This window comes from Nonomuraea sp. NPDC003201 (assembly GCF_053590415.1).
This window is the reverse complement of record NZ_JBSFTC010000010.1, coordinates 55,772-78,475: the sequence shown is the minus strand read 5'-3', so window position 1 is coordinate 78,475 and position 22,704 is coordinate 55,772. Positions and strand designations below refer to the sequence as shown.

Annotated in this window: 24 protein-coding genes; 15 read left to right on the top strand and 9 right to left on the bottom strand. The window is 70.8% G+C overall.

Annotated features, from left to right (window positions below):
• The first annotated feature begins 14 nt into the window (after window positions 1-14).
• Genes ACWDX9_RS07245 through ACWDX9_RS07235 form a run of 3 tightly spaced genes read left to right on the top strand, consistent with a single transcriptional unit; the run spans window position 15 to window position 1,629 of the window.
• A complete protein-coding gene (locus tag ACWDX9_RS07245; RefSeq protein ID WP_449950043.1) occupies window positions 15-443 on the top strand; it encodes a hypothetical protein in 429 nt (142 codons plus the stop codon).
• A complete protein-coding gene (locus tag ACWDX9_RS07240; protein WP_449950041.1) occupies window positions 437-658 on the top strand; it encodes a helix-turn-helix transcriptional regulator in 222 nt (73 codons plus the stop codon). Before ACWDX9_RS07245 ends, ACWDX9_RS07240 begins: the two co-directional genes overlap by 7 nt.
• Before the next feature lie 2 nt (window positions 659-660).
• On the top strand, window positions 661-1,629 hold the full coding sequence (locus tag ACWDX9_RS07235) for an NAD(P)-dependent alcohol dehydrogenase (RefSeq protein WP_449950038.1): 969 nt from the start codon (window positions 661-663) through the stop codon (window positions 1,627-1,629).
• 205 nt (window positions 1,630-1,834) lie between these two features.
• On the opposite strand, the gene ACWDX9_RS07230 is transcribed toward ACWDX9_RS07235, so the two are convergent.
• The 3 genes from ACWDX9_RS07230 to ACWDX9_RS07220 all read right to left on the bottom strand — a co-directional run bounded on the left by ACWDX9_RS07230 (window position 1,835) and on the right by ACWDX9_RS07220 (window position 4,251).
• Window positions 1,835-1,987 (bottom strand): hypothetical protein, encoded by a 153-nt coding sequence (locus ACWDX9_RS07230; protein WP_364840070.1) that lies wholly within the window; start codon window positions 1,985-1,987, stop codon window positions 1,835-1,837.
• Between the two features lie 159 nt (window positions 1,988-2,146).
• The gene (locus ACWDX9_RS07225; protein WP_449950034.1) at window positions 2,147-2,818 is read right to left on the bottom strand and encodes a DUF4230 domain-containing protein; all 672 of its coding nucleotides are present in this window, start codon (window positions 2,816-2,818) and stop codon (window positions 2,147-2,149) included.
• A 74-nt stretch (window positions 2,819-2,892) separates the two neighbouring features.
• Window positions 2,893-4,251 carry a hypothetical protein gene (locus ACWDX9_RS07220; protein ID WP_363962812.1) on the bottom strand — a complete coding sequence of 453 codons (1,359 nt, stop codon included), beginning with the start codon at window positions 4,249-4,251 and terminating at the stop codon, window positions 2,893-2,895.
• Window positions 4,252-4,481: 230 nt separating this feature from the next.
• Here ACWDX9_RS07220 and ACWDX9_RS07215 point away from each other — a divergent pair, with 230 nt between their 5' ends.
• From ACWDX9_RS07215 to ACWDX9_RS07200, 4 genes are read left to right on the top strand one after another with little or no spacing between them, the layout of a single operon-like run.
• Window positions 4,482-5,003: a MarR family winged helix-turn-helix transcriptional regulator gene (locus tag ACWDX9_RS07215; protein ID WP_366328118.1), complete on the top strand. Its 522-nt coding sequence runs from the start codon at window positions 4,482-4,484 to the stop codon at window positions 5,001-5,003.
• Between the two features lie 35 nt (window positions 5,004-5,038).
• A complete protein-coding gene (locus tag ACWDX9_RS07210; protein WP_449950030.1) occupies window positions 5,039-5,980 on the top strand; it encodes a tetratricopeptide repeat protein in 942 nt (313 codons plus the stop codon).
• 9 nt (window positions 5,981-5,989) lie between these two features.
• Entirely contained in the window at window positions 5,990-6,619 is a 630-nt protein-coding gene (locus ACWDX9_RS07205; protein WP_350730068.1) for a cytidylate kinase-like family protein, read from the top strand.
• Window positions 6,620-6,674: 55 nt separating this feature from the next.
• Window positions 6,675-8,084, top strand: a complete 1,410-nt coding sequence (locus ACWDX9_RS07200; RefSeq protein ID WP_449950027.1) for a malic enzyme-like NAD(P)-binding protein — start codon at window positions 6,675-6,677, stop codon at window positions 8,082-8,084.
• Between the two features lie 318 nt (window positions 8,085-8,402).
• On the opposite strand, the gene ACWDX9_RS07195 is transcribed toward ACWDX9_RS07200, so the two are convergent.
• From ACWDX9_RS07195 to ACWDX9_RS07180, 4 genes are read right to left on the bottom strand one after another with little or no spacing between them, the layout of a single operon-like run.
• On the bottom strand, window positions 8,403-8,882 hold the full coding sequence (locus ACWDX9_RS07195) for a hypothetical protein (RefSeq protein ID WP_350730072.1): 480 nt from the start codon (window positions 8,880-8,882) through the stop codon (window positions 8,403-8,405).
• Window positions 8,883-8,918: 36 nt separating this feature from the next.
• A complete protein-coding gene (locus tag ACWDX9_RS07190) occupies window positions 8,919-10,469 on the bottom strand; it encodes a glycerol-3-phosphate dehydrogenase/oxidase (RefSeq protein WP_449950024.1) in 1,551 nt (516 codons plus the stop codon).
• 11 nt (window positions 10,470-10,480) lie between these two features.
• The gene (glpK, locus tag ACWDX9_RS07185) at window positions 10,481-11,953 is read right to left on the bottom strand and encodes a glycerol kinase GlpK (RefSeq protein ID WP_449950021.1); all 1,473 of its coding nucleotides are present in this window, start codon (window positions 11,951-11,953) and stop codon (window positions 10,481-10,483) included.
• Window positions 11,954-12,009: 56 nt separating this feature from the next.
• A complete protein-coding gene (locus ACWDX9_RS07180) occupies window positions 12,010-12,762 on the bottom strand; it encodes an IclR family transcriptional regulator (protein WP_449950018.1) in 753 nt (250 codons plus the stop codon).
• Window positions 12,763-12,921: 159 nt separating this feature from the next.
• Between ACWDX9_RS07180 and ACWDX9_RS07175 the strand changes: the two genes are divergently transcribed.
• A complete protein-coding gene (locus ACWDX9_RS07175; protein ID WP_449950016.1) occupies window positions 12,922-13,542 on the top strand; it encodes a TetR/AcrR family transcriptional regulator in 621 nt (206 codons plus the stop codon).
• 1 nt (window position 13,543) lies between these two features.
• Here the strand turns inward: ACWDX9_RS07175 and ACWDX9_RS07170 are convergent, their stop codons facing one another.
• Window positions 13,544-14,053, bottom strand: a complete 510-nt coding sequence (locus tag ACWDX9_RS07170; protein WP_363962817.1) for a hypothetical protein — start codon at window positions 14,051-14,053, stop codon at window positions 13,544-13,546.
• Between the two features lie 111 nt (window positions 14,054-14,164).
• On the opposite strand from ACWDX9_RS07170, the gene ACWDX9_RS07165 reads away from it, so the two are divergent.
• Entirely contained in the window at window positions 14,165-14,743 is a 579-nt protein-coding gene (locus ACWDX9_RS07165; RefSeq protein WP_449950013.1) for a YqgE/AlgH family protein, read from the top strand.
• Here ACWDX9_RS07165 and ACWDX9_RS07160 read toward each other — a convergent pair whose 3' ends face one another.
• The gene (locus ACWDX9_RS07160; RefSeq protein ID WP_449950010.1) at window positions 14,744-15,352 is read right to left on the bottom strand and encodes a TetR family transcriptional regulator; all 609 of its coding nucleotides are present in this window, start codon (window positions 15,350-15,352) and stop codon (window positions 14,744-14,746) included.
• Between the two features lie 159 nt (window positions 15,353-15,511).
• On the opposite strand from ACWDX9_RS07160, the gene ACWDX9_RS07155 reads away from it, so the two are divergent.
• From ACWDX9_RS07155 to ACWDX9_RS07130, 6 genes are all read left to right on the top strand, one after another.
• The gene (locus ACWDX9_RS07155; protein ID WP_449950007.1) at window positions 15,512-17,107 is read left to right on the top strand and encodes a DHA2 family efflux MFS transporter permease subunit; all 1,596 of its coding nucleotides are present in this window, start codon (window positions 15,512-15,514) and stop codon (window positions 17,105-17,107) included.
• An 89-nt stretch (window positions 17,108-17,196) separates the two neighbouring features.
• Window positions 17,197-17,460 (top strand): DUF3039 domain-containing protein, encoded by a 264-nt coding sequence (locus tag ACWDX9_RS07150; protein ID WP_397277004.1) that lies wholly within the window; start codon window positions 17,197-17,199, stop codon window positions 17,458-17,460.
• An 89-nt stretch (window positions 17,461-17,549) separates the two neighbouring features.
• Entirely contained in the window at window positions 17,550-18,422 is an 873-nt protein-coding gene (locus tag ACWDX9_RS07145; protein ID WP_449950003.1) for a zinc metalloprotease, read from the top strand.
• Window positions 18,423-18,447: 25 nt separating this feature from the next.
• Entirely contained in the window at window positions 18,448-19,830 is a 1,383-nt protein-coding gene (locus ACWDX9_RS07140; protein WP_449950000.1) for an MFS transporter, read from the top strand.
• An 82-nt stretch (window positions 19,831-19,912) separates the two neighbouring features.
• Complete coding sequence (locus tag ACWDX9_RS07135; protein WP_449949997.1) at window positions 19,913-20,827, top strand: hypothetical protein; 915 nt, start codon at window positions 19,913-19,915, stop codon at window positions 20,825-20,827.
• A 124-nt stretch (window positions 20,828-20,951) separates the two neighbouring features.
• Window positions 20,952-22,703 (top strand): DEAD/DEAH box helicase, encoded by a 1,752-nt coding sequence (locus ACWDX9_RS07130; RefSeq protein ID WP_350730093.1) that lies wholly within the window; start codon window positions 20,952-20,954, stop codon window positions 22,701-22,703.
• Window position 22,704 lies beyond the last annotated feature (1 nt).

Below are 22,704 nucleotides of genomic sequence, written 5' to 3'. Positions count from 1 at the left end.
TTTACATTCGAGGCATGGCATCCGAAGAGAGACGCGCGTGGATCATGGCCGTGGTCTCGGTCTGCGCGTACGGCACGTACGTCGCGATCATCCTCGGCCGAGCGGCCGGCACCTCCATCGCGGAGGTGCCCTACGCGGCGACGCTGCTGTGGAGCATCGGGGGTGCGATCGCGGCGACGATCGTCCTCGACATAGCGCTCTCGGCGGTCTTCCGCCGAGGCGCCGGGATGAAGGACCAGCGTGACCGCGAGATCTGGCGCTACGGCCAATACGCCGGCCAGTGGTGCCTCGTTCTGGGCGGGCTGGCGGCGTTGTGGATGGCCCTGGCCGAGGTCGGCTACTTCTGGATCGCGAACGTGATCTACCTGGCGTTCGTGCTCTCGTCGGTGCTGGGGTCCGCGCTGAAGATCGTCGCCTACCGCCGGGGCCTGCCGTCATGGTGAAGTCCACCAAGGTCACGAACTCGATCCGGGCCCTGCGGTTCGCCAGCGGGGAGATGACGCAGGCGGAGCTGGCCGAACGGGTCGGCGTGACCAGGCAGACCATCATCGCCGTCGAGCAGGGCCGCTACTCGCCCTCCTTGGAGATGGCGTTCCAGATCGCGCGGGTGTTCGGGGTCCCGCTCGATGACGTGTTCCAGTATCCAGAGGGAGAGTGACCATGAAGGCGATCGTTCAGGACGAGTACGGGCCCGCCGATGTCTTGAAATTTCGGGACATCGAGAAGCCGTCGCCCGGTGAGACCGACGTGCTGTTACGCGTGCGCGCGGCTGGGCTCGACATGGGCGTCTGGCACATGATGACCGGCATCCCGTACCTGATGCGCCCGGCGATCGGGCTGCGCGCGCCCAAGGGCCGGCCCGGCACCGACGTCGCGGGGGTCGTCGAGGCGGTCGGCGCGGGCGTGACCCGGTTCCGGCCCGGCGACCGGGTGTTCGGCACGTGCGGCGGCGGGGCCTTCGCCGAGTACGCGTGCGCCCGCGAGGACCGGCTCGCGCCGATCCCGGGCGACCTCGCGTTCGAGCCCGCGGCGGCCGTGCCGACCTCGGCCATCACCGCCCTCCAGGCGCTGCGCGACCAGGCCCGGGTGCGGGCGGGGCAGCGGGTGCTGGTCATCGGCGCGGGCGGGGGAGTGGGGACGTACGCGGTGCAGCTCGCCAAGGCGTCCGGGGCGGAGGTCACGGGCGTGTGCAGCGCGGCGAAGGCGGACCTCGTACGGTCGATCGGCGCGGCCGAGGTCGTCGACTACGCCCGCGAGGACTTCGCCGGCCGGGGAAGCCGCTACGACGTCATCGTCGACACGGCGGGCAACCGCCCGCTGCGCCACCTGCGCAGAGCCCTCACGCCCCGCGGAACGGTGGTCATCGTCGGCGGCGAACGCGGCGGGCGGTGGCTGGCCGGCACCGACCGCCAGCTCCGGACCGTGCTGCTGGACCCGTTCGCCCGCCAGCGGCTGCGCGTGGTCTTCATGGCGCCCCGGGAGGCCGACCTGCGAGCGGTGGCGGAGCTCGTCGGCTCCGGCCAGGTCACGCCGGTGGTCGACCGAACGTACCCGCTCAGCGAGGTCCCCGAGGCCGTCCGCAGCCTGGAACGGGGGCAGGTGAGTGGCAAGGCCGTCATCACCGTCTGAGCCCCGCCGGCCCGGACAGCGCGATGCCAGGAATGGAGCGGGGCAGCCCTCGGCCCGGACAGCGCGATGCCCCGGTCCGACCAGGAATGGACCGGGGCTCCGCGATGCAGGGACCCACCAGGATTCGGGTCCCTGACGTCGCCCCCCTACGGGGGCTGTTCAGCCCGGCCGCGAGGGAGGGTGCGGCCGGGCTGCTTGTGGACGGTCATGAGGAGAGGAACTTGGCGAAGACCGAGCGGTTGCGGCGCTCCGGCCGCAGGCTCTTCTGCGCCTCGCGCACCCGCCGCTGCTCGGCCGCGGCGCGGCGGAGCTCGGAGGCGTGGTGCTGCATCACGGTGTACTCGAGTTCGGCGTTCATGGTGGCCCCTTGTGGCTCGTGCTTCTTCCCTGCACTCTTAAGACTCCTCCTAAGGCCCTCCCGGACACATCGGGCGGATGCCTTATCTCCGGACGTAAGGCCAGATAGGGAGGTACTTAGGCAGGCGCACCAGGCGACTAAGGCACCCGTGAGCCGTCCTTAGGGCTCGTCCGTGAACTTCACCGTGACCTTCGTGAAGCCGAGCGACTTCAGCAGGCCGGTCATCATGGCCTTGGTGTTGGCGTCCGCCCTGGCGCGCAGGTCGCTCGCCACCGCCGCCTCGGTGATCTTCTTCTCCGCCAGCAGATAGAGCTCCCTCTGGTCCCCTGGCGACCCGGACAGGAAGTCCTGCACCCGGTCGAACAGCCCGCGCTGCTGCGCGTACACGTACGAGCGGCTGTTGTCCAGGTTGGGCTTCTCCAGCTGGGCACGGGGCAGGAGCACGGTCGCCTGGGTGCGGTCCTCCGACACCGTCACGGCGTTCCCGGCCAGGCCGGAGAAGTCCACGTACGCGTCCACCCCGCCCGCCCCCACGAACAGCGTGCGGGTTCCCTTGATCGCGTCCGGCAGGAAGTTGGCGTCCTTCTCCAGGTCCACGACCACCTGGAAGTTCCCCGTGGCGGCCTCGAAGCGGCTGAGGTCCTTGATGGACTGCAGGAGCACCGGCTGACTGCGGTCGATGGCCTGTTCGCCGAGCGGGTTGAGCCAGGTCCAGGCCAGGCGGCCGCCCACCACGAGCAGGACCGCCAGGACCAGGAAACCCGCCACGTATCGCCACCTGCGGCGCCGCGCGGTGGTCACCTCGAGCGGCGTCGTACGGGAAGTCGTCATGCGTGCATGACTACCCGTCGGGCGATCATCATTGCCAGCCGTTTGGTGACATCTTCCGATCCATCCGCCGCCGCCTAGCTCAGACCGGCCATGGACGTGCTGGGGGCCGAGTTCGGCGTGCCTTCGCCCTCCGGGTACACGGGGTAGACGTGGCTCGACTCCGGCGTCGGACGGGCCGACGGCGCCACCTGCGGCCGTGCCGCGCCCCCGCCGCCGAAGTACATGCTCGACAGCCCGCAGTTCTGGAAGTCGCTGTAGAACATCCGCAGCCACTCCCTGCGCTGGTGCTCGCTCAGCCACGAGAACCACGACGCCGCGTACTGGTGCTCGGGCAGCGGCCCGCCGGGCAGGGGCTCCCCGCGCAGCCACGCCATCACGATCTCCCGGTAACCGTCCGCGACCGTGCCGGGGCAGCGGGCGGCCAGGGACTCGATGTACTCGTACGCCGCCTCCTCCGCGAACCCCGCGGACAGGTCGGGCACGTGGACGGGCGCCAGGCCGTTCGAGGGCTTCAGCTCCTCCTCCAGCGGCCGCTGCTCCACCCGCGTGAACGCGGCGGGCGTCCCCGCCAGACGGGAGGCGATCTGCGTGAACGCCGCCCCCAGCTCGGTCAGCCCCGCCCGCATCCCCGGGTGCACGCACACCGTGATCGGCCAGTCCTGGCAGCTGTAGGCGATGTCCACGGCCGCGGCCGGCTTCGGCTGGGCCAGCACCCGCGACACGCCCATCCCGGCCGCCAGCACGGACAGCAGCGCGCACGCCAGCACCAGCGCCTGCCTGGTCACCAGCGCCGCCCAGCCGAGCAGCAGCGCCGCCGTGATGCCGAGCAGCCAGATCGTCTGGTCGAAGAACGGCGCCCCGCTCAACCCCTGGAACAGGTCGTACGGCTCCCCGGTGCCGGGCGCCAGCTTGTCCGCCCAGCCCCGGTCGTCGGCCAGCCACGAGAACAGTCCATAGCAGGCCAGCCCGGCCAGCGGCGGCGTGAACGCCTTGGGCACCACCCAGCCGGCCACCCAGCCGATCACCGAGTAGAGCGCCAGCCCCGCCATGCCCATGCCCAGGCCGGACAGGCTCAGCCGCCCCGACTGGTCGGTGAGCACCGTCTTGACCGCCAACACCAGCACCGTCGCACCGAACGACCCGAGCACCACCACCACGATCGCCAGCGGCGCCTTGAGCGCGCGCCACGTCGTGAGCGGGCGCCCGCGCAACGCCCTGCGCTTGCGCAACGCCACCCACGCCGCGAACGCGGCGGCCACCGGCCCGGTCATCCGCAACGAGCCGATGACCGCGGCCACGATGTTCTCCCACGCGTCCACGCCAGGTATCAGGACATTCCACGCCGCCAGCAGCCCGATCGCCAGGAGCACGGCCACCGTGACGGCCGCGCTCTGCTTCAGCTCCTCTCGTGAAATGCCCGCGTGCTCACGCACCCTTTTCCCCGTTGACCTTCATCAAGCACCCCCCGTGCCCCTCGGCAAGGCCGAAGCGAATGAGTCCGGCCTGTCCCCACAGGCCGATGGACTTGGCTTCTGCGTCACCATACGTACGAGAACCATAACTGAGCGTGATGATTGACGTCCGGATTCTTGGTCAAGCGGGGAAGCCTGTCGCTCCAGGTCACCAGACGAACCGGGACGAGGGGCGCGCTACCGTATGCGCTGTGTCGCACCCCAAGCCGCTCAACCTGCCGTTCGACCCCATCGACCGGGCCGCGGAGAGCTGGCGTGCCCACTTCGGGCCCTCCTCCGCCATGGCCGCCGTGACCTCGATCATGAGAGCCCACCAGATCCTGCTGTCGCAGCTCGACTCGCTCCTGAAGCCGTACGACCTGACCTTCGCCCGGTACGAGGCGCTGGTCCTGCTGACGTTCAGCAAGACAGGCGCGCTCCCGCTGTCGAAGATCGGCGAACGGCTCATGGTCCACCCCACCAGCGTCACGAACACGGTGGACAGGCTGGAGAAGTCCGGGTTCGTCTGCCGGCTGCCCAACCCGCGGGACGGGCGCGGCGTGCTCGCCGAGATCACCAAGACCGGCCGGGACGTCGTGGAGCGGGCCACCCGCGACCTGATGGGCGCCGAGTTCGGCCTGACCATGTACGCCGAGGACGAACTCGACCGGATGTTCACCCAGTTGCGCACCCTCCGGGTGGCGGCGGGCGACTTCCAAGAGGGCGGCGGGTGACTGCGCCGCCCCGGTGATGCGGCAAGATGAAGAGCATGGCGGACTTCTCTAGGCCCGGGTCGCTCTACGGAGCGATTGACCTGGGCGCGCGCAAGCAGGCCCTCGAGGCGCAGGCCCGGCGGGAGGCGGCGGGTCCCCAGGCGGCCGCGTCGGCCTCGATCGTGGACGTGACCGAGGAGACGTTCACGACCGAGGTCATCGACCGCTCGATGACCACGCCCGTGGTCCTCGACCTGTGGTCGCCGCGGGCGCCGGGCAGCGCCCAGCTCAGCCCGGTGCTGGAGAAGGTCGTCGGCGATCTCGGCGGCCGGGCCGTGCTGGCCAAGGTCAACGTCGACTCCAGCCCGCAGATCGCCCAGGCGCTGCGCGTGCAGGCCGTGCCGACCGTGCTGGCCATCTTCCAGGGGCAGGCCGTCACCGGCTTCCAGCAGGTGCTGCCCGAGCAGGAGGTGCGCCGCTGGCTCGACGAGCTGATGGGCGCGGTCGAGCAGTTCTACCAGGCCAACCCCGACGCCCGGCCCGCGACGGCGGAGCCCGGCGAGCAGGAGGCGCCCGCGGGGCCGCCCGCCGACCCCGACCTGGTGGCCGCCGAGCAGGCCATCGACGCCGGCGACCTCGACGCGGCCGCGGCGGCGTACGAGCGGCTGCTGGCCCGCGCGCCGGGCAACGAGGACGCCAAGATGGGCCTGGCCGGCGTCAGCCTCATCAAGCGGACCGAGAGCGCCGACCCCGCCGACGTCCAGCGGCGCCTGCAGGACCCCGCCGACATCGAGGCGCAGTTGCTCGCCGCCGACCTGGAGATGCTGTCCGGCTCGGTCGACGAGGCGTTCGGCCGCATCATCGCCGTGGTCAAGCGCACCTCGGGCGACGAGCGCGACAAGGCCAGGCGCCACCTGCTCGGCTTGTTCGACGCGTTGCCGGCCGACGATCCATCTTTGGCGAAAGCACGTAGAGCTTTGGCGAGCGCACTGTTCTAACCTGGGTGTATGCGGGTCGTCACCATATCCGCGACATACGGCACGGCCGGTAGCCAGATCGGCCCGGCCGTCGCGGAGCGCCTCGGCGTGCCCTTCGTCGACCGCGCCATCCCCAGCGCGGTCGCCCAGGAGCTGGGCTGCACGCTGGAGGAGGCGCTCGCCCACGACGACCGGGCCGAGCACGGCCTCGGGCGGTTGCTCTCGGGGGCGATGCGGTTGCCGACCGTCACGTTCGGCGGCGTCGACATGTACGTGCCCGGCGCGATGCCGTACGCGCCGGAGGAGTTCGTCCGCCGTACCGAACGCATGCTCAAGGACATGGCCCGCGACCAGGGCGGGGTGTTCCTCGGCCGGGCGGGGGCCGTGGTGCTGGCCGACCACCCGGGCGCGCTCCACGTCCGGCTCGACGCGCCGATCCAGCGCAGGATCCGGCAGACGGCCACGCTGTCGGGGATGAGCGAGCGCGAGGCCCGCCGGGTCATCGAGGACAACGACCGTGCCCGGATGGCCTACGTACGGCACTTTTATCGGGCGGATCCGACGGATTCCTGTCAATATCATCTGGTCGTCGACAGCACCACAATCCCCGTTCCCACCTGCGTCGAGCTCATCGTCACAGCGGCCGAGGCGCTGGATTGACCTGGCGCCCCCTATCATGGGGGAATTCTTGGTCAGTCCCGAAGGAGCGATTGACGTGGCGACCGTCCCGAGTGTGTCGTACTCCATCACCGTGCGTCTCGAGGTGCCGGCCGGCGGCAAGGCCGTCAGCCAGCTCACCCACGCCGTAGAGTCGGCCGGGGGCGTGGTCACAGCCCTCGACGTCACCAACGCGGGCCATGAGAAGCTCCGCATCGACGTGACCTGCGCGGCCAGGGACACCGACCACGCCCAGGCCATCGTCGACCAGCTCGAGGCGGTCGAGGGCGTCGTCATCCACAAGGTGTCCGACCGCACGTTCCTCATGCATCTCGGCGGCAAGATCGAGATGAAGTCCAAGGTGCCGCTGCGCAACCGCGACGAGCTGTCCATGGCCTACACCCCGGGTGTGGCGCGCGTGTCGATGGCCATCGCGCGCAACAAGGAGGACGCCCGGCGCCTGACCATCAAGCGCAACACGGTGGCCGTCGTCACCGACGGCTCGGCCGTGCTGGGCCTGGGCAACATCGGCCCCGAGGCCGCGCTGCCGGTCATGGAGGGCAAGGCGGCGCTGTTCAAGCGCTTCGCGGGCATCGACGCCTGGCCGATCTGCCTCGACACGCAGGACGTCGACGAGATCGTCCGCACGGTGCAGGTGATCGCGCCCGGGTTCGGCGGGATCAACCTGGAGGACATCGGCGCGCCGCGCTGCTTCGAGGTGGAGCGGCGGCTGCGCGAGCTGCTCGACATCCCCGTCTTCCACGACGACCAGCACGGCACGGCGATCTGCGTGCTCGCGGCGCTCACCAACGCGCTGCGGGTGGTCGACAAGGACATCGAGACCGTCAAGATCACCATGGCGGGCGCGGGCGCGGCCGGCAACGCGGTGCTGCGCCTGCTGCTGGCCGCCGGCGCCCGCAACGTGGTCGTCTGCGACTACCTGGGCGCCGTCCACCGCGGGCGCGACGACCTCGACGAGTCGCTGCAGTGGATCGCCGACCACACCAACGCCGAGGGCTACGCGGGCGACCTGCGGGGGGCGGTCAAGGACGCCGACGTCTTCGTCGGCGTCTCGGCGCCGGGGATCCTGACGGGCGACGACATCGCGACGATGGCCAAGGACGCGGTGGTGTTCGCGCTGGCCAACCCGGAGCCTGAGGTGTCGCCGGACGACGCGCGTGAGCACGCGGCCGTGGTGGCCACGGGGCGCTCCGACTACCCCAACCAGATCAACAACGTGCTGGCCTTCCCGGGCGTCTTCCGGGGGCTGCTGGACGCGCAGGCCAACGGGGTGACGCAGGAGATGCTGCTGGCCGCGGCCGGCGCCCTCGCCGCCGTCGTCACGCCGGAGGAGCTGGGTCCCAACTACATCGTCCCCAGCGTCTTCCACCCCGACGTGGCGGGCGCCGTCGCGGCGGCGGTGCGCGAGTCGGCGGGCGGGCGTGCGCGCGGCTTCACCGAGGCATAACAAGCATCGTTTTTTACGGCGGAGCACGGGTGGCGCCGACCGCCGCCCGTGGCGTGAGAAGTACCATTTTTTACGGCGGAGCACGGGTGGCGCCGACCGCCGCCCGTGGCTGAGGGCCTCCAGGGGGACGGCCGCTGACCCGCACGTGGCCGGCCGCCGCTACGGCGATCCTTTGACCGGCTCCGTGGCACTCCGTCCCGCCGTCCGCGTTGCGCCGGGCTCCGCCGCAGGGCTGCTCGCCGTACCGGCGCTCGTGGGGTGCTCGCTGCCGTTGGCACGCGTGGAGTGGTCGCCGGACCCGGGATCGGGAGGTGGGGGTCAGGCGGGTTGGGTGGTTATGGCTGGGATGAGGTGGTAGCTCTCCTGGAAGACGAGGTTGTGGGCGTCGCCGGCGGCGATCGCGCGTAGCGTGTCGAGCTGGGCCTCGGCGTCCGCGCGGCCGAAGACGTTCAGCGGCCAGTCCCCGACCGTGTTGCCCCGCAGGTGCGGGTGGTGGAAGTCGCAGCCGTAGTGGGCGACGATCGCGATCGGCTGGTTGTGGGTGGCGCGCTGTTCCGGCCACGTCAGCGACCACATCGCGTTGAGCCCGCCCTCGCGCGACCGGGTGACCCCGCTGGCCACCACCTCGCCGGTGCCGAGCAGCAGGTCGGCGTTGAGCTCGTCGAGGGCTCTGCGTGCCACCGGGTCGAGCAGCTCGGCCGCCGTGGCGAAAACGTGTTCCTTGTCCTCCCGCGTGACGGCCCCTCCGTGGTCGCCGTCACGCAGGTCGCGGAAGTGCCTGAGCAGGGCTTCGTTCATCGGAGTGCACATGACTACCCCCTGCCCAGATCCGGGTCAGGTGAGCAGGGCGGCGATGCGATCGCGCACGTCAGGCGTGTCGAGCCCGCGTACCGTCAGCGTCGTGCGGCGGCGTACGACGTCGTCCACCATGGCCGCCCACTCGCGGTCGCGCGCGTAGACGGCCTGGGCCCAGATGTCGGGGCCGTCCGGGTGGATGCGCTCGCCGAGGGCGGGGTCCTCGCGGATGAGCCGGGCCAGGTCGAACGCGATCGACCCGTAGTGCGTGGCCAGGTGCCTGGCGACCAGCGGATCCATGCGCGCGCCCGGATCGCGGTCGGTCCACAGCCGCAGCGCCACCGCGTCGGGGCTGGCCAGGCCCGGGAGGGGTACGGCGGGCAGGATGTCGGCCAGGTCGTCGCCCAGGGGCCGGCCGGGCAGGTGGGCGAGCGTGTCGAGGACGTGCCTGCCGATGTGGCGGTAGGTGGTCCACTTGCCGCCCGCGACCGAGAGCATGCCGCCCGTCCCCCTGGTCACCACGGTCTCCCGCTTCGCGGCCGTCACCTGCCCGGGGCCGCCGGGCAGGACGCGCAGCCCGGCGAAGGCGTAGGTGATGTCCTCGCGCCTGAGCTGGGCGTCGCGTACGGCGTGGCCGGCCTCGTCGAGGATCTGCGCGATGTCGGCCTCGGTGGCGCGCACCCCGCCCGGATCGCCCTCGTACGCCTCGTCCGTGGTGCCGAGCAGCAGGTGGTCCTCCCACGGGATGGCGAACGACACGCGGTACTTGTCGATCGGCGTGGTCAGCGCCGCCTTCCACGGTTCGTGGCGGCGCAGCACCAGGTGGGCGCCCTTGGACAGCCGGATGCTCGGCGCGGCGTCCGGGTCCTCCATGCGCCGCAGGTGGTCCACCCAGGGGCCGGTGGCGTTCAGGACGAGCCGGGCGGAGACCCCGAACTCGGCCCCGTCGAGCCGGTCGCGCAGGTCGGCCCCCGTGACCGTGCCGCCCGTCTTGCGCAGCCCGACGACCTCGGCGTGGTTGAGCACGACCGCGCCCGCGTCCGCGGCGGCCCGTACGGTCATGACCGCGACGCGGCTGTCGTTCATCTGGTGGTCGCCGTAGACGGCGGCGGCCCGCAGCCCCTCGGTACGCAGCGCGGGCACCTTGGCCAGCGCCTGGTGGGGCGTGATCACCTTGCCCATGCCGTCGCCGAACACCGACAGCGCCGAATACAGGAACACCCCAGCGCCCAGCTTGGCCGCCCCGTGCGGCCCGCCCTTGTAGATCGGCACCAGGAACGTCAGCGGCTTGACCAGGTGCGGCGCGATGTCGGCGGCCAGGGCGCGGCGCTCGCGGTGGTTCTCGGCGACCAGCCGGACGTTGCCGGTCTGCAGGTAACGCAGGCCCCCGTGGACGAGCTTGGAGGAGGCGCTGGAGGTCGCGCCGGCGAAGTCGCCCGCGTCGACCATCGCCACCCGCAGCCCGGCCTGCGCGGCCATCCAGGTCACGGAGGTGCCGAGGATGCCGCCGCCGATCACGAGCAGGTCGTAGGCGGTGCGCGAGAGCTCCTCACGGGTCTGCGCGCGGTCTGCGGCGGTCGTCGTCGTCATTGCCCCACTCCCTACTGCTCGACCCAGTCGAGGGTCCGGGCCACGGCCTTCTTCCAGTTGCGGTATTCGTGCTCGCGCGCGGCCTCGTCGATGGCCGGGCGCCACTCGGCGGCCTTGTGCCAGTTGGCGCGCAGGCTGTCGACGTCGGGCCAGTAGCCGGTCGCCAGCCCGGCGGCGTAGGCGGCGCCCAGGGCGGTCGTCTCGGCCACCATGGGCCGGATCACCGGCACCGCGAGGACGTCGGCGAGGGTCTGCATGAGCAGGTTGTTCGCGGTCATGCCGCCGTCGGCGCGCAGCGTGGTCAGGTCGAGCCCGGAGTCGGCGTTCATCGCGTCGACCACCTCGCGGGTCTGCCACGCGGTGGCCTCCAGCACGGCCCGGGCGATGTGCCCCTTGGTGACGAACCCGGTCAGCCCTGCGATCACGCCGCGCGCGTCCGAGCGCCAGTGCGGCGCGAACAGCCCCGAGAAGGCCGGTACGAAGTAGCACCCGCCGTTGTCGTCGACCGTCCTGGCCAGCGTCTCGATCTCGGCCGCGCTGGAGATCAGGCCCAGGTTGTCACGCAGCCACTGCACCAGCGACCCGGTGACCGCGATCGCGCCCTCCAGCGCGTACGTGGCCGGGCCCGCGCCGATCTGGTAGCCGACCGTGGTCAGCAGGCCGTGCTTGGAGACGACGGGCTCGTGGCCGGTGTTCATCAGCAGGAAGCTGCCGGAGCCGTAGGTGCTCTTGGTCTCGCCGGGCGCGAAGCACGTCTGGCCGAACAGCGCCGCCTGCTGGTCGCCGAGCGCCGAGGCGACGGGGACGCCCGCCGCGGTGCGGCCGTAGACCTCGGAGGACGGGCGGATCTCCGGCAGCATCGCGCGGGGGACGCCCAGCGCGTCGAGCAGTTCGTCGTCCCAGGCCAGCGTGTGGATGTTCATCAGCATCGTACGGCTGGCGTTGGTCACGTCGGTGATGTGGCGGCCGGTGAGGTTCCACAGCAGCCAGCTGTCCATCGTCCCGAACAGCACCTCGCCGCGCTCGGCCCGCTCCCGCAGCCCGTGGGCGTCCAGCAGCCAGCGGATCTTCGGCCCGGAGAAGTACGTCGCCAGCGGCAGCCCGGCCTTCTCCTTGAACAGCCCCTCGTGCTCGGCCAGCGCGCGGGTCAGCTGGTCCGTGCGGGTGTCCTGCCAGACGATCGCGGGGCAGACGGGCCGGCCGGTGGCCCGCTCCCACAGCACGGTGGTCTCGCGCTGGTTGGTGATGCCCAGCGCGGCGATCTGGCCGTCCTCGATGCCGGCGCCGCTGACGGCCTCGGCCAGCACGCCCTGCACGGCCTGCCAGATCTCGGCCGCGTCGTGCTCGACCCAGCCGGGCTTGGGGAAGATCTGGCGGTGCTCGCGCTGGGCGACGGAGATGATGTTGCCGGCCTGGTCGAAGACGATGCAGCGGCTGGAGGTGGTGCCCTGGTCGATGGCGGCGACGTATTGAGTTCGAGGCACGGGGTTCCTCGCTTGGTTCTGGTTCGGCAATGCCGAACGAATGCTATTTCGTGGTCTTAGGGATGTTCAAGTGAGCGGGTGATCGCGCGGGCGGCGTCCCGTACGTACGAGACGAACTCCATGTGCAGGGCGCCGTCGGGGGCCAGCCGCTCGACGGCGCCGCGGATGCCGATGGCGCCCACCACCAGGCCGCGCGGGTCCTTGATGGGCGCGGCGATGGCCACCTCGCCCTCGGTGAACTCCTCCGTCTCGGCGGCCCAGCCGCGCGTCCTGACCAGGCCGAGCTCCTTCTCCAGCGCCGCGGGGTCGACGATCGTGTTCTTCGTGTACGGCTGCAGCGGCGGCGCGGGCGGCTCGCCGTACGGGTCGTGGGCGAGCAGGACCTTGCCGAGCGCGCTGGCATGGGTCGGCAGGTATGTGCCCACCTGGAGCGTCTGCATGCTGTCGTCGGGCCGGAACACGTGGTGGATCACCAGCACGTGGCCCTCGTGGAGGGTGCCGATCCAGGCGCTCTCCCTGCTGCGCCCCGCGAGGGCGTCGGCCCAGTTGATGGCGCGGGTGCGCAGCTCGTTGACGTCGAGATAGCTGCTGCCGAGATGGAGCAGCGTGGCGCCGAGCCGGTATTTCCCGCTCGCCGGGTCCTGCTCGACGAACCCGACGTGGACCAGCGTGCGCAGGATGCCGTGCAGCGTGCCCTTGGGCAGGCCCAGCGCCCTGGCCAGCTCGGCCACCCCGAGCTGGCGCGGCCCCGAGGCCAGCAGCCTCAGGATCGCGGCCGCCCGCTCGACCGACTGAATCGTCTCTCCCACAGCCCGCACCCTAGCGCAGATTCGTTCGGAATTGCCGAACGGCCGAAGGGATGGAACCGATCTTCGCATGGCCGCGTCCAGAAGGTGGGGGTAATGCGCCGTCAATCCTTAATGGGATGACAGTTCCGTTAAAATGGAACGTTGCGACAAGGAGCGTAGATGGACCAACCTTCCCGTTCGGCGGGAACCGTGCGGCCAGGGGGCCGCACGGCGCGGGTGCGCGCGGCCGTCATGGAGGCCACGCAGGACGAGCTGGTCGAGCACGGCTTCCATGGCCTGACCATGGACCAGGTGGCGGCCAGGGCGGGCGTCGGCAAGACCACGGTCTACCGGCGCTGGGGGAGCAGGGCGGGCCTGGTCACCGATCTCATGACCGAGCTGGCCAACCAGTCCACGCCCCATGCCGACACGGGCGGCGTCGAGGCCGACCTGCGGGCCAACGCGCTGTCCGTACTGGGGGCGATCAACGACGGGCGGCTCGGTGCCACGTTCCAGGCGGTGATCGCCGCCGCCACCAGCGACGAGCAGGCCGCCGGCGCGCTGCGCGCCTTCTACCTGCGCAGGATCGCGGAGTGGGCCAACGTCGTGGACCTGGCGGTCAAGCGGGGCGAACTGCCCGCGGGCACCGACGGCGCGGAGGTGATCCGCGCGATCTCCGCCCCGCTCTACTACCGGCTGGTGGTCACCAGGGAGCCGGTGACCGAGCAGGACGCGGAACGGTCCGTGGCGCGCACGCTGGCCGCCGCCAGGGCCGGCGCGTTCGTCGTGGAAGGGCCCTAGCTCACGGGGTCGAACGCGGCCAGATGGAGCCGTACCACCACAGGATGCCGCCCACCACGATCAGGCCGCCCGCCGTCGCCAGCTTGCCCATGAGGTCGGCGGGCGGGCCGGTGAAGGGCAGGTTGTCCAGGTGGTGGCCCCAGGGGCAGTCGTTCTTGACGCGGCTGGAGTCGACGAGCGTCTCCCGCTGCGGGTCACCCAGCGAGTACGCCTCCACGTCCGCGGTGCTGCCCTTGGCCACCGGCACCTGCCTGACGATCGACTTGTGGGCCGGGATGGCCCCCTTGGCCACGCTGACCCCGTCGGCCTGGACGTCGAAGCGCGCGGCCTCCTGGGTCAGGTTGTGCAGGGTGACGTGCGCGCGCCCCGAGCGGCAGTGGACGTCGTCCACCGTCATCGTGAACGGGTCGCCGTGGTCCTCATGCCAGGGCCACGCCTGCGCGCTCTGGGGGAGGAACAGGACCGCACAGACCGGTAGTGCGGCCAGCACGAGACGTGTCCTGATATGCATGAGCTCCCCCCAACGAGTGATCTTTGCTACAGAAGGTGCCCAAGTGACCACGAAAAGTAACATCGACGCACTGGGGGAGCGCGAGCCTCGCGAACCCTTCATGATGGAGGTATGGCGGAAGCGATCTACGTCGGCGGTTTGTTGGTGGCGACGCCGCTTCTCGACGACCCCAACTTCCGGCGTAGCGTCGTGCTGATCCTCGAACACGACCACGACGGCGGCACCCTGGGAGTGGTGCTCAACCGGCCGAGCGACATCTCCGTGACCCAGGTGCTGCCCGTGTGGGATCCGCTGGTGACCGGGCCCTCCGTGCTCTTCGAGGGCGGGCCCGTACAGACGGACAGCGCGCTCGCGCTGGCGGCGGTCCCCAGCGGCGAGGAGCCGCTCGGCTGGCGCAGGCTGCACGCGGGCACCCCGGCCGTCTCCAGGCTCGGGACGGTGGACCTGGACGCGCCGCCCGAGATCCTCCAGGGGGAGATCGCGCAGATGCGCATCTTCGCGGGGTACGCGGGCTGGTCGTCGGGCCAGCTGGAGAGCGAGATCGCCGAAGGCGCCTGGTACGTGGTCGACTCGGAGGCCGGCGACACCTTCCACGCCGATCCCCGCGAGCTCTGGCGGCACGTGCTGAAGCGGCAGCCCGGCGAGCTGGCCTTCGTGGCGACCTGCCCGGACGATCCGACGATGAACTGACTAGCGGTCCCAGCCGGGCCGCAGCGAGCGCTCGGCCAGTTCGATGGTCTCCGCCATCCGCTGCGTGATCTCCGGCAGGCCGCTGTCGCGGCGCGGGCACTCGAAGCCGACGCGCAGGGTGCAGGCGGCGAACGCCACGATCAGGGGCGTGAGCATGTCCTCGTCGGGGTCCACGCCCCTGCGTGCGGCGATCACCTCGATGAGCTGGCGCTCGGTCGCCGCGCCCCTGGCCACGGACATGCCCACCAGCCTCGGGTGGTCCTCCATGAGCCGCCGCAGCTTCAGGAACCTCGCCCTGTCCTCGCCCGTTGAACCCTCCAGGTCGCCGACAACCGCGCGCATGGCGTGCATGAGCGAGGTGAAGGACGACTCATCCTCCGGGCGGGACGCCAGCGTCTCGAGCATGATCTCCTCGCCGTGTTCGTGGTGCCACAGCGCCAGGTGATCCTTGCTGTTGAAGTAGCGGAAGAAGGTGCGCGGGGAGATTTCGACGGCCCCCGCGATCTGCTCCACCGTGGTCGACTCGTATCCTTGTTCGAGGAACAGGTCGAGCGCGGCGTCGAGGATCGCCAGGCGCGTCTTCTCCTTCTTGCGTTCCCGTAGACCCACAGCAGTCACTCCCTCGAAACCTTTCTGTCACAGTGTGCCATAAGTCATACGACGACGAATAAAACTCGTTTGTCATTAGTCAGCGACTGTCATAGATTACCTGAGGCTTACGAGATCTATGCCCCGCTATGGGGCGGTTCGTGTACTTAGGGGGACTTCATGGCTCACGCGAAGGCGGTGGATGCGCCGTCATCGCACGGCCCGGTGAAAACGGGGACCGGCGGCAATCCTTGGCTCGTGCTGCTGGCGGTCAGCTTGGGCGTCATCATGGTCATGCTCGACGGCACGGTCGTGGGCATCGCCAACCCGTCGATCCAGGCCGACCTCAAGGCCTCGCTGTCCGACCTGCAGTGGGTGACCAGCGGTTACCTGCTGGCACTGGCGGTGTTCCTGATCACCGCCGGCAAGCTCGGCGACCTGTTCGGGCACAAGCGGGTCTTCCTGATCGGCGTGGCGGGGTTCGCCGTCTCCTCGGTGGGCATCGGACTCAGCGCCGAGCTGGCCGACATCATTCCCGGCCTCTCCCCGGTGGGCGCGCTGATCGCCCTGCGGGTGCTGCAGGGCCTGTTCGGCGCGCTGCTCCAGCCGGCCGCCCTGGCGCTGCTGCGTGGAGCGTTCCCGGGTGAGAAGCTCAACCAGGCCATGGGCGCCTGGGGTGCGATCATCGGCCTGTCCAGCGCCGCCGGCCCGATCGTGGGCGGCCTCCTGGTCGAGAACGCGAGCTGGGAGACGGTCTTCTTCATCAACGCCCCCGTCGGCCTCGCCGCCCTCGTCCTCGGCACCATCCTGATCAAGGACAACCGCGCGCAGACGCTGGCCCGGATCGACTGGCTCGGCGTGCTGCTGCTGTCCGGCGCGATGTTCTCGCTCGTCTGGACGATCATCAAGGCCCCCGAGTGGGGCTGGGGCGACAGCACGACGCTGACCTTCGCGGGCCTGTTCGTGGTGCTGATCGGCGCGTTCATCTTCTGGCAGAGCCGGGCGAGCCAGCCGCTGGTGCCGCTGTCGCTGTTCAAGAACGCCTCGATCTCCATCGGCACCGTGCTGATGATGATGGTCGCGTTCGCCATGTTCGGCGCGATGTTCTTCCTCGGCTTCTTCTTCCAGGGCGTGCACGGCCTGTCCCCGCTGGAGGCCGGCCTGCGCATGCTGCCGATGAGCGCCGGCATGATCGTCGCCTCGCCGCTGGCGGGCATGGCGATCGGCAGGCTGGGGCCGAAGATCACGATGGCCACCGGCCTGCTGATCACCGCGTTCTCGATGTTCCTCATGTCCCAGCTCAGCATCGACGCGTCGTTCATCGAGAGCGGCATCCCGTTCCTGCTGCTGGCCTTCGGCATGTCGCCGGTGTTCGTGGGCGCCACGGAGATCATCGTGGGCAACGCCCCGGTCAACCTGACCGGCGTCGCGGGTGGCTTGCAGCAGTCGGCCATGCAGGTCGGCGGCGCGCTCGGCACCGCGATCCTGGGCGCCGTGATGGCCGGCGAGATCTCCGACAAGCTGCCCGGCTACCTCGGCCCGGCCGCCCAGGCCATCGCGCCCGCCCAGCTGACGGGGCTGGAGAAGGCCGCCGCGTTCGGCTCCGTCCCGCCCGGCCTGCCGCAGCAGATCGGCGACGCCGTGCACAACGCCTTCATGGACGGCATGCACGTGGCCTTCCTGGTCAGCACCGGCATCGCGGTGCTGACGGCCGTACTGACGCTGTTCGTCAAGGCCGGCAGGAAGACCGAGGGCGCGCCCGTCCACATGGGCTGAGCCTGATTTCACATACGGCCCTCGCCACGCGGCGGGGGCCGTATCGCTATATGGGGGACCTGGTCGTCGTCGGGCATAAACTCTGTGGGGTGAGCACGACGAAGATCCTCCCAGAGCAGGAGACCACGCCCCGGACGTCGCACGGCGACGGCGATCACGAGCGGTTCGCCCACTACGCGGACAAGCACAAGATCACGGAGAGCATGGTCACGGGCACGCCCATCCGGGCGCTGTGCGGCAAGGTCTGGGTGCCCAGCCGCGATCCGAAGAAATATCCGGTATGCCCGGAGTGCAAGGAGATCTACGAGGGCCTGCCCCCGGGTGGCGGCGACGGCGGCGACAAGAAGCAGTGAGTGTTGCTGACCGGTAATCTCCCCAGGTCAAGCTACGGTCGGTAGCCAGACCGGCTCGATACGTAGTGGGGGATTGCATGGTCCGGCGCGTGACCGCCGTCTCGTTGGCATGTCTGCTCGCGGTCGGGTTCACGCCGCCGCTCCGTACCGAGGCGGCGCAGGCGTCGCGTTGCGCGGGTCACGTCCCCCGCAGGACGGGGCCGCGCTCGCCCAAGCCCGAAGACGTGGCCAAGGTCCTCGTCGAGCTGGGCAAGCGGCTCGCCGGCGTCACGACGCCCACCCAGGTCACCGTGCCCACGCGCGTGCACGTCATCACGCGCGGTGAGCGCAAGGTGACCGACGACGACGTCAAGGCCCAGATCGACGCGCTCAACTCCGCGTACGGCGGCACCTACGGCGGCATCGACACCGGCGTGCGCTTCCGCCTGGACGGCATCTCGGTCACCGACAACGCCCTGTGGTTCAACGACCCCGTCGGCAACGAGCGGCCGATGAAGGTGGCGCTGCACCATGGCGGCGCCGACACGCTCAACCTCTACATCGCCCAGCTCAGCGAGCAGATGCTGGGCTTCGCCAGCTACCCGTACTGGTATGACGAGACGCCCAGGCTGGACGGCGTCGTGATCGACTGGCGCAGCCTGCCCGGCGGCGCGATGACCAACTACAACCGCGGCTTCACCGGCGTGCACGAGATCGGGCACTGGCTCGGCCTCTTCCACACGTTCGAGAACGGCTGCGAGCTGCCCGGCGACGGCATCGCCGACACCCCGATGGAGGCCCGGCCGACCGAGGCCTGCCCGGCGGACAAGGACAGCTGCACGCAGCACCCCGGCCTGGACCCGGCGCACAACTTCATGGACTACGCGCACGACAAGTGCATGTCGGAGTTCACCGCGGGGCAGGCGGAGCGCATGCACCAGATGTGGGCGGTGTACCGGACCCCAACCACCCCGGCAGCCTAGATTTCCGGCAAACTACGATATGTAGGTGACAGGTCCAAAGGCACTCGACACTCCCTACGAATCCACCCGCATCCTCAGCCCCGAATACCGCGTCGCGACGGTCGGCATCGTGCTGACCATCACCCTGGTCGCCTTCGAGGGCATGTCCGTCGGGGTCGTCATGCCGGCGGTGGCCCACGAGCTGAACGCCCTCGACCTGTACGGGATCAGTTTCTCGGCCTTCCTCATCGCCAGCCTCTTCGCGAACGTGGTGGCGGGCCTCTGGTCGGACCGCCGCGGCTACCAGCTGCCGTTCCTGTCGGGGGTGGTGCTGTTCGTGGCGGGGATGGCGCTGGCCGGGGCGGCGCACTCGGCGGGGATGTTCCTCGCGGCGCGGGCCGTGCAGGGGCTGGGCGCGGGCGCCTCGATCGTGGCGCTGCTCGTGATGATCGCGCGGGTCTATCCGGAGGCCCTGCGGCCCAAGGTCTTCGCGGCCGTCTCCGCGGCCTGGGTGGTGCCCGCCATGGTGGGGCCGGCCGTGGCCGGGTTCGTGGCCGTGCAGTGGGGCTGGCGGTACGTCTTCTACGGCATCATCCCGCTGGTCGTGCCCGCGCTGGTGATGCTCGTGCCCGCGCTGCGCATGCCGTCCTCCTCCCATGAGCCGTCGACCGGCCCGCGCTCCAGGCCGGTCGCGATGACGCTGGCCGCCACCGCCACGGCGGGCGGGGCCGGGGCGCTGCTGCAGGGCGTGGACCTCCTGCACAGACGCCCCGTGATCGGGGCCCTGGAGGCCGTCGCGGGCCTGGCGTTCCTGGTCTACGGGCTGTACCGGCTGCTGCCTCCCGACGCGCTGCGGTTCGCGCGCGGGCTGCCCACGACCGTGCTGATGCGGGGCTTCTTCTCGGCCGCCTTCTTCGGGGTGAACTCCTTCATCCCGCTGGCGCTGCAGGAGGTGAAGTCCTTCGACCTCAAGCTCGCGGGGATCGCGCTGACGACCGGGGCGCTGGGGTGGTCCGCGGGATCGTTCCTGCAGAGCAGGCGGGAGGGGGAGGCGTACAAACGGATCCGGCTGGGGGCGGGGTGCGTCACCGTCTCGATCCTGATCTGCATGCTGTGCGTCGTTCCCGGGGTGACCGGGTGGATCGCGGTGCCCGCGTGGATCGTGGCCGGGTTCGGGATGGGGTTCGGCATGACCACGGTCAGCGTCACCGCGTTGCGGCAGTCCCCTCTGAACGAGCAGGGGGCGAACTCCGCCGCCCTGTCGGTCACGGACATGCTCGGGTCCGCCCTGGCGATCGGGGTCGGGGGCGCGCTGGTCAACCTGATCGGGCACGCCCCGGACGAGATCGCCACCGGGTTCGTCGTGATCTCGTTCCTCATGGCCGCCATCGCCCTCGCCGCCACGCTCCTCGCCGGACGCACCCGCTGAATTCCGTCCCTCCTGTCACACCGATCACGGTTCTCCTGACCTTCGCCGCGCGGGGTGATAGGACAGCGGTCAGGGAGGTGCCATGGAGGATGACACCGAGGACGACCGCCGGGTCTGGCCGCCTCAGCCCGCTCCCAGGCATCGCCGTACTCCTCCGCGGTACGCGTGGGGCGCGCCCCACGAGGAGGAGCCGCGGCGGGGGCGTACGGGCCCTCTGGAGGCCGTGCCGGACCCCGACCCGGAGCCGGTACGGCGGCATGCCCGGTCCAGCGGTCCTGAGCCGGTCCGCGGCGAGCCCGACCCGCTGGACCTCGGGCCCGAGGAGCCGTGGAACCCGCAGATCCGCAGGACCGCCTCGTACGGCCTGGACCGCGAGTTCGAGCCCTGGGAGTCGCTTCCCCCGTCCGCGCGCCTCTACGGCTCGCCGGCGGACCCGGGGCGGCGCACGGGCGTGTCCGGGAGGACGATGCGGCGCTGGGTGGTCGTGTCGGTGGCCCTGCTGGCGGGCGTGGGCCTGGTGGCGGGGGCGACCGTCGTGGTGCTGCGGGTCACCGCGCCTTCGGCGGAGAGCGGGCAGCTGAGCGACTCCCTGGCCAAGGTGTCGGTGGCGCTGCCGCAGGGGTGGAGCCAGGAGCCGGTGCCGCCCGTGACGGGCTTCACCTCCGTGGCCAGGGACGGCGGCGGCGGGCTCGTCATGGCCAGGCCGGTCACGGGAGCCGTGGCGGACGCCAAGAAGGCCACGGCGGAGGCGGCGGAGCTCTACTCCCGGCTGCTCCTCAAAGGAGACCGGGTGACCGTCGTCGAGGACAAGGAGTTCCCCGGAGGCCACACCCGGGCGCTGCGGGCGGAATATCAGGATGTGGTCAACCGGCCGGCGTTCCTGAGAGTGACGCTTCTCACTCGCGCGGGCTCCGCGGTCATGCTCCTCGGGCTGCTCCAACCCGAGGAAACCGCACGCAGACAGGCCCTCGACACGGTCATGACGAAGATCAAATGACCCGCATAGCACGCGGGGAAGACCTTGGCCAGAATCCTCAACTCCCGGCACGTCTTGTCGGTCGGCCCGATTACTATCGGGTCACTGTGAGAGAGCGAAGCACACCAACCCCAGAGGTGATGCGGTGAGCACCTTCGCCGCGTCCCACCTTTCGCCTTCCTATCCCGACCGAGCAGCATGGGGCACCGCCCCCAAGCTCCGCGCGTGGCAGCAGGAGGCGTTCGACCTCTACTTCAGGCGCGAGCCGCGTGACTTCCTCACCGTGGCGACCCCGGGCGCGGGCAAGACGACCTACGCCCTGCGCATCGCCAGCGAGCTGATCGCCAACGGCGTGATCAGGTCGATCACGATCGTCACGCCCACCGAGCACCTCAAGCGGCAGTGGGCCGACGCCGCCGCGCGGGTCGGCATCGGCATCGACCCCGAGTTCAAGAACAGCCAGGGCACGACCTCGCGCGACTACACCGGGGTGGCGGTGACGTACGCGCAGGTCGCCATGCACCCCGCGCTGCACCGGGCGCGCACGGAGGCGCGCAAGACGCTGGTGATCTTCGACGAGATCCACCACGCGGGCGACGCGAAGTCGTGGGGCGACGGCGTGAGCGAGGCGTTCGAGCCAGCCACGCGCCGCCTCCAGCTCACCGGCACGCCGTTCAGGTCCGACGACAACCCGATCCCGTTCGTCGGCTACGAGGAGGACGCCGAGGGCCTCAAGCGCAGCGTCGCCGACTACTCCTACGGCTACGGCCCCGCGCTCGACGACGGCGTCGTGCGCCCCGTCATCTTCCTGGCCTACTCCGGCGAGATGAAGTGGCGCACGCGGGCGGGCGACGAGATCGCCGCGACCCTCGGCACGCCGCTCACCAAGGACCAGCTCTCGCAGGCGTGGCGGGCCGCGCTCGACCCGAAGGGCGACTGGATCCGCCAGGTCATGCAGGCCGCCGACCGGCGGCTCACCGAGGTGCGCAGGGGCGTGCCCGACGCGGGCGGCCTGGTCATCGCCACCGACCACGAGACGGCCCGGGCCTACGCCCGCCACCTGCGCAACATCACCGGCGAGGGCGCCACCGTGGTCCTGTCCGACGACCCCGGCGCGTCGAAGAAGATCAAGCAGTTCGCGGCCTCGCCGGACCGCTGGCTGGTGGCCGTGCGCATGGTGTCTGAGGGCGTCGACATCCCCCGCCTGTGCGTGGGCGTCTACGCCACCTCCACCTCGACCCCGCTCTTCTTCGCCCAGGCCGTGGGCCGCTTCGTGCGGGCCCGCAAGCGCGGCGAGACCGCCTCGGTCTTCCTCCCCTCGGTGCCCACGCTCATGGGGCTGGCCAACGAGATGGAGGTCGAGCGCGACCATGTGCTCAACAAGCGGCCTCCCGAGGACGGGCTGGACGACAGCCTCCTGGAGCAGGCCAACCGCCAGAAGGACAATCCCGACGTCCTGGGCGACGAGCTCCCGTTCGAGACGATGGAGACGTCGGCCACGTTCGACCGGGTGCTGTTCGACGGCGGCGAGTTCGGCACGGGCGCGGCGGTCGGCTCGGCGGAGGAGGAGGACTTCCTCGGCCTGCCGGGGCTGCTGGAGCCCGACCAGGTGGCGACGCTGCTGCGCAAGCGGCAGTCCGACCAGCAGGCGGCCAGGCGCAAGCAGGAGGAGGAGCAGCCGCGCGAGACGCTGGCGCCGCACGAGCAGATCGCGGACCTGCGGCGCGAGCTCAACGGCCTGGTGGGCGCCTGGAATCACCGCACGGGCCAGCCGCACGGGGTCATCCACTCGGACCTGCGCCGCTCGTGCGGCGGGCCGCCGATCGCTCAGGCGACGGCGGAGCAGATCCAGGAGCGGATCGACACCATCCGCCGCTGGGCCACCCAGCGCCGCTAGC

What these genes read in the sequence shown, in the direction of transcription:
- ACWDX9_RS07245 (WP_449950043.1), top strand. Translation starts at nt 15, where the DNA reads ATGGCATCCGAAGAGAGACGCGCGTGGATCATGGCCGTGGTCTCGGTC.
- ACWDX9_RS07165 (WP_449950013.1), top strand. Translation starts at nt 14,165, where the DNA reads ATGGCGGAAGCGATCTACGTCGGCGGTTTGTTGGTGGCGACGCCGCTT.
- ACWDX9_RS07170 (WP_363962817.1), bottom strand. Translation starts at nt 14,053, where the DNA reads ATGCATATCAGGACACGTCTCGTGCTGGCCGCACTACCGGTCTGTGCG.
- ACWDX9_RS07155 (WP_449950007.1), top strand. Translation starts at nt 15,512, where the DNA reads ATGGCTCACGCGAAGGCGGTGGATGCGCCGTCATCGCACGGCCCGGTG.
- ACWDX9_RS07240 (WP_449950041.1), top strand. Translation starts at nt 437, where the DNA reads ATGGTGAAGTCCACCAAGGTCACGAACTCGATCCGGGCCCTGCGGTTC.
- ACWDX9_RS07175 (WP_449950016.1), top strand. Translation starts at nt 12,922, where the DNA reads ATGGACCAACCTTCCCGTTCGGCGGGAACCGTGCGGCCAGGGGGCCGC.
- ACWDX9_RS07195 (WP_350730072.1), bottom strand. Translation starts at nt 8,882, where the DNA reads ATGAACGAAGCCCTGCTCAGGCACTTCCGCGACCTGCGTGACGGCGAC.
- ACWDX9_RS07230 (WP_364840070.1), bottom strand. Translation starts at nt 1,987, where the DNA reads ATGAACGCCGAACTCGAGTACACCGTGATGCAGCACCACGCCTCCGAG.
- ACWDX9_RS07235 (WP_449950038.1), top strand. Translation starts at nt 661, where the DNA reads ATGAAGGCGATCGTTCAGGACGAGTACGGGCCCGCCGATGTCTTGAAA.
- ACWDX9_RS07205 (WP_350730068.1), top strand. Translation starts at nt 5,990, where the DNA reads ATGCGGGTCGTCACCATATCCGCGACATACGGCACGGCCGGTAGCCAG.
- ACWDX9_RS07225 (WP_449950034.1), bottom strand. Translation starts at nt 2,818, where the DNA reads ATGACGACTTCCCGTACGACGCCGCTCGAGGTGACCACCGCGCGGCGC.
- ACWDX9_RS07190 (WP_449950024.1), bottom strand. Translation starts at nt 10,469, where the DNA reads ATGACGACGACGACCGCCGCAGACCGCGCGCAGACCCGTGAGGAGCTC.
- ACWDX9_RS07210 (WP_449950030.1), top strand. Translation starts at nt 5,039, where the DNA reads ATGGCGGACTTCTCTAGGCCCGGGTCGCTCTACGGAGCGATTGACCTG.
- ACWDX9_RS07135 (WP_449949997.1), top strand. Translation starts at nt 19,913, where the DNA reads ATGGAGGATGACACCGAGGACGACCGCCGGGTCTGGCCGCCTCAGCCC.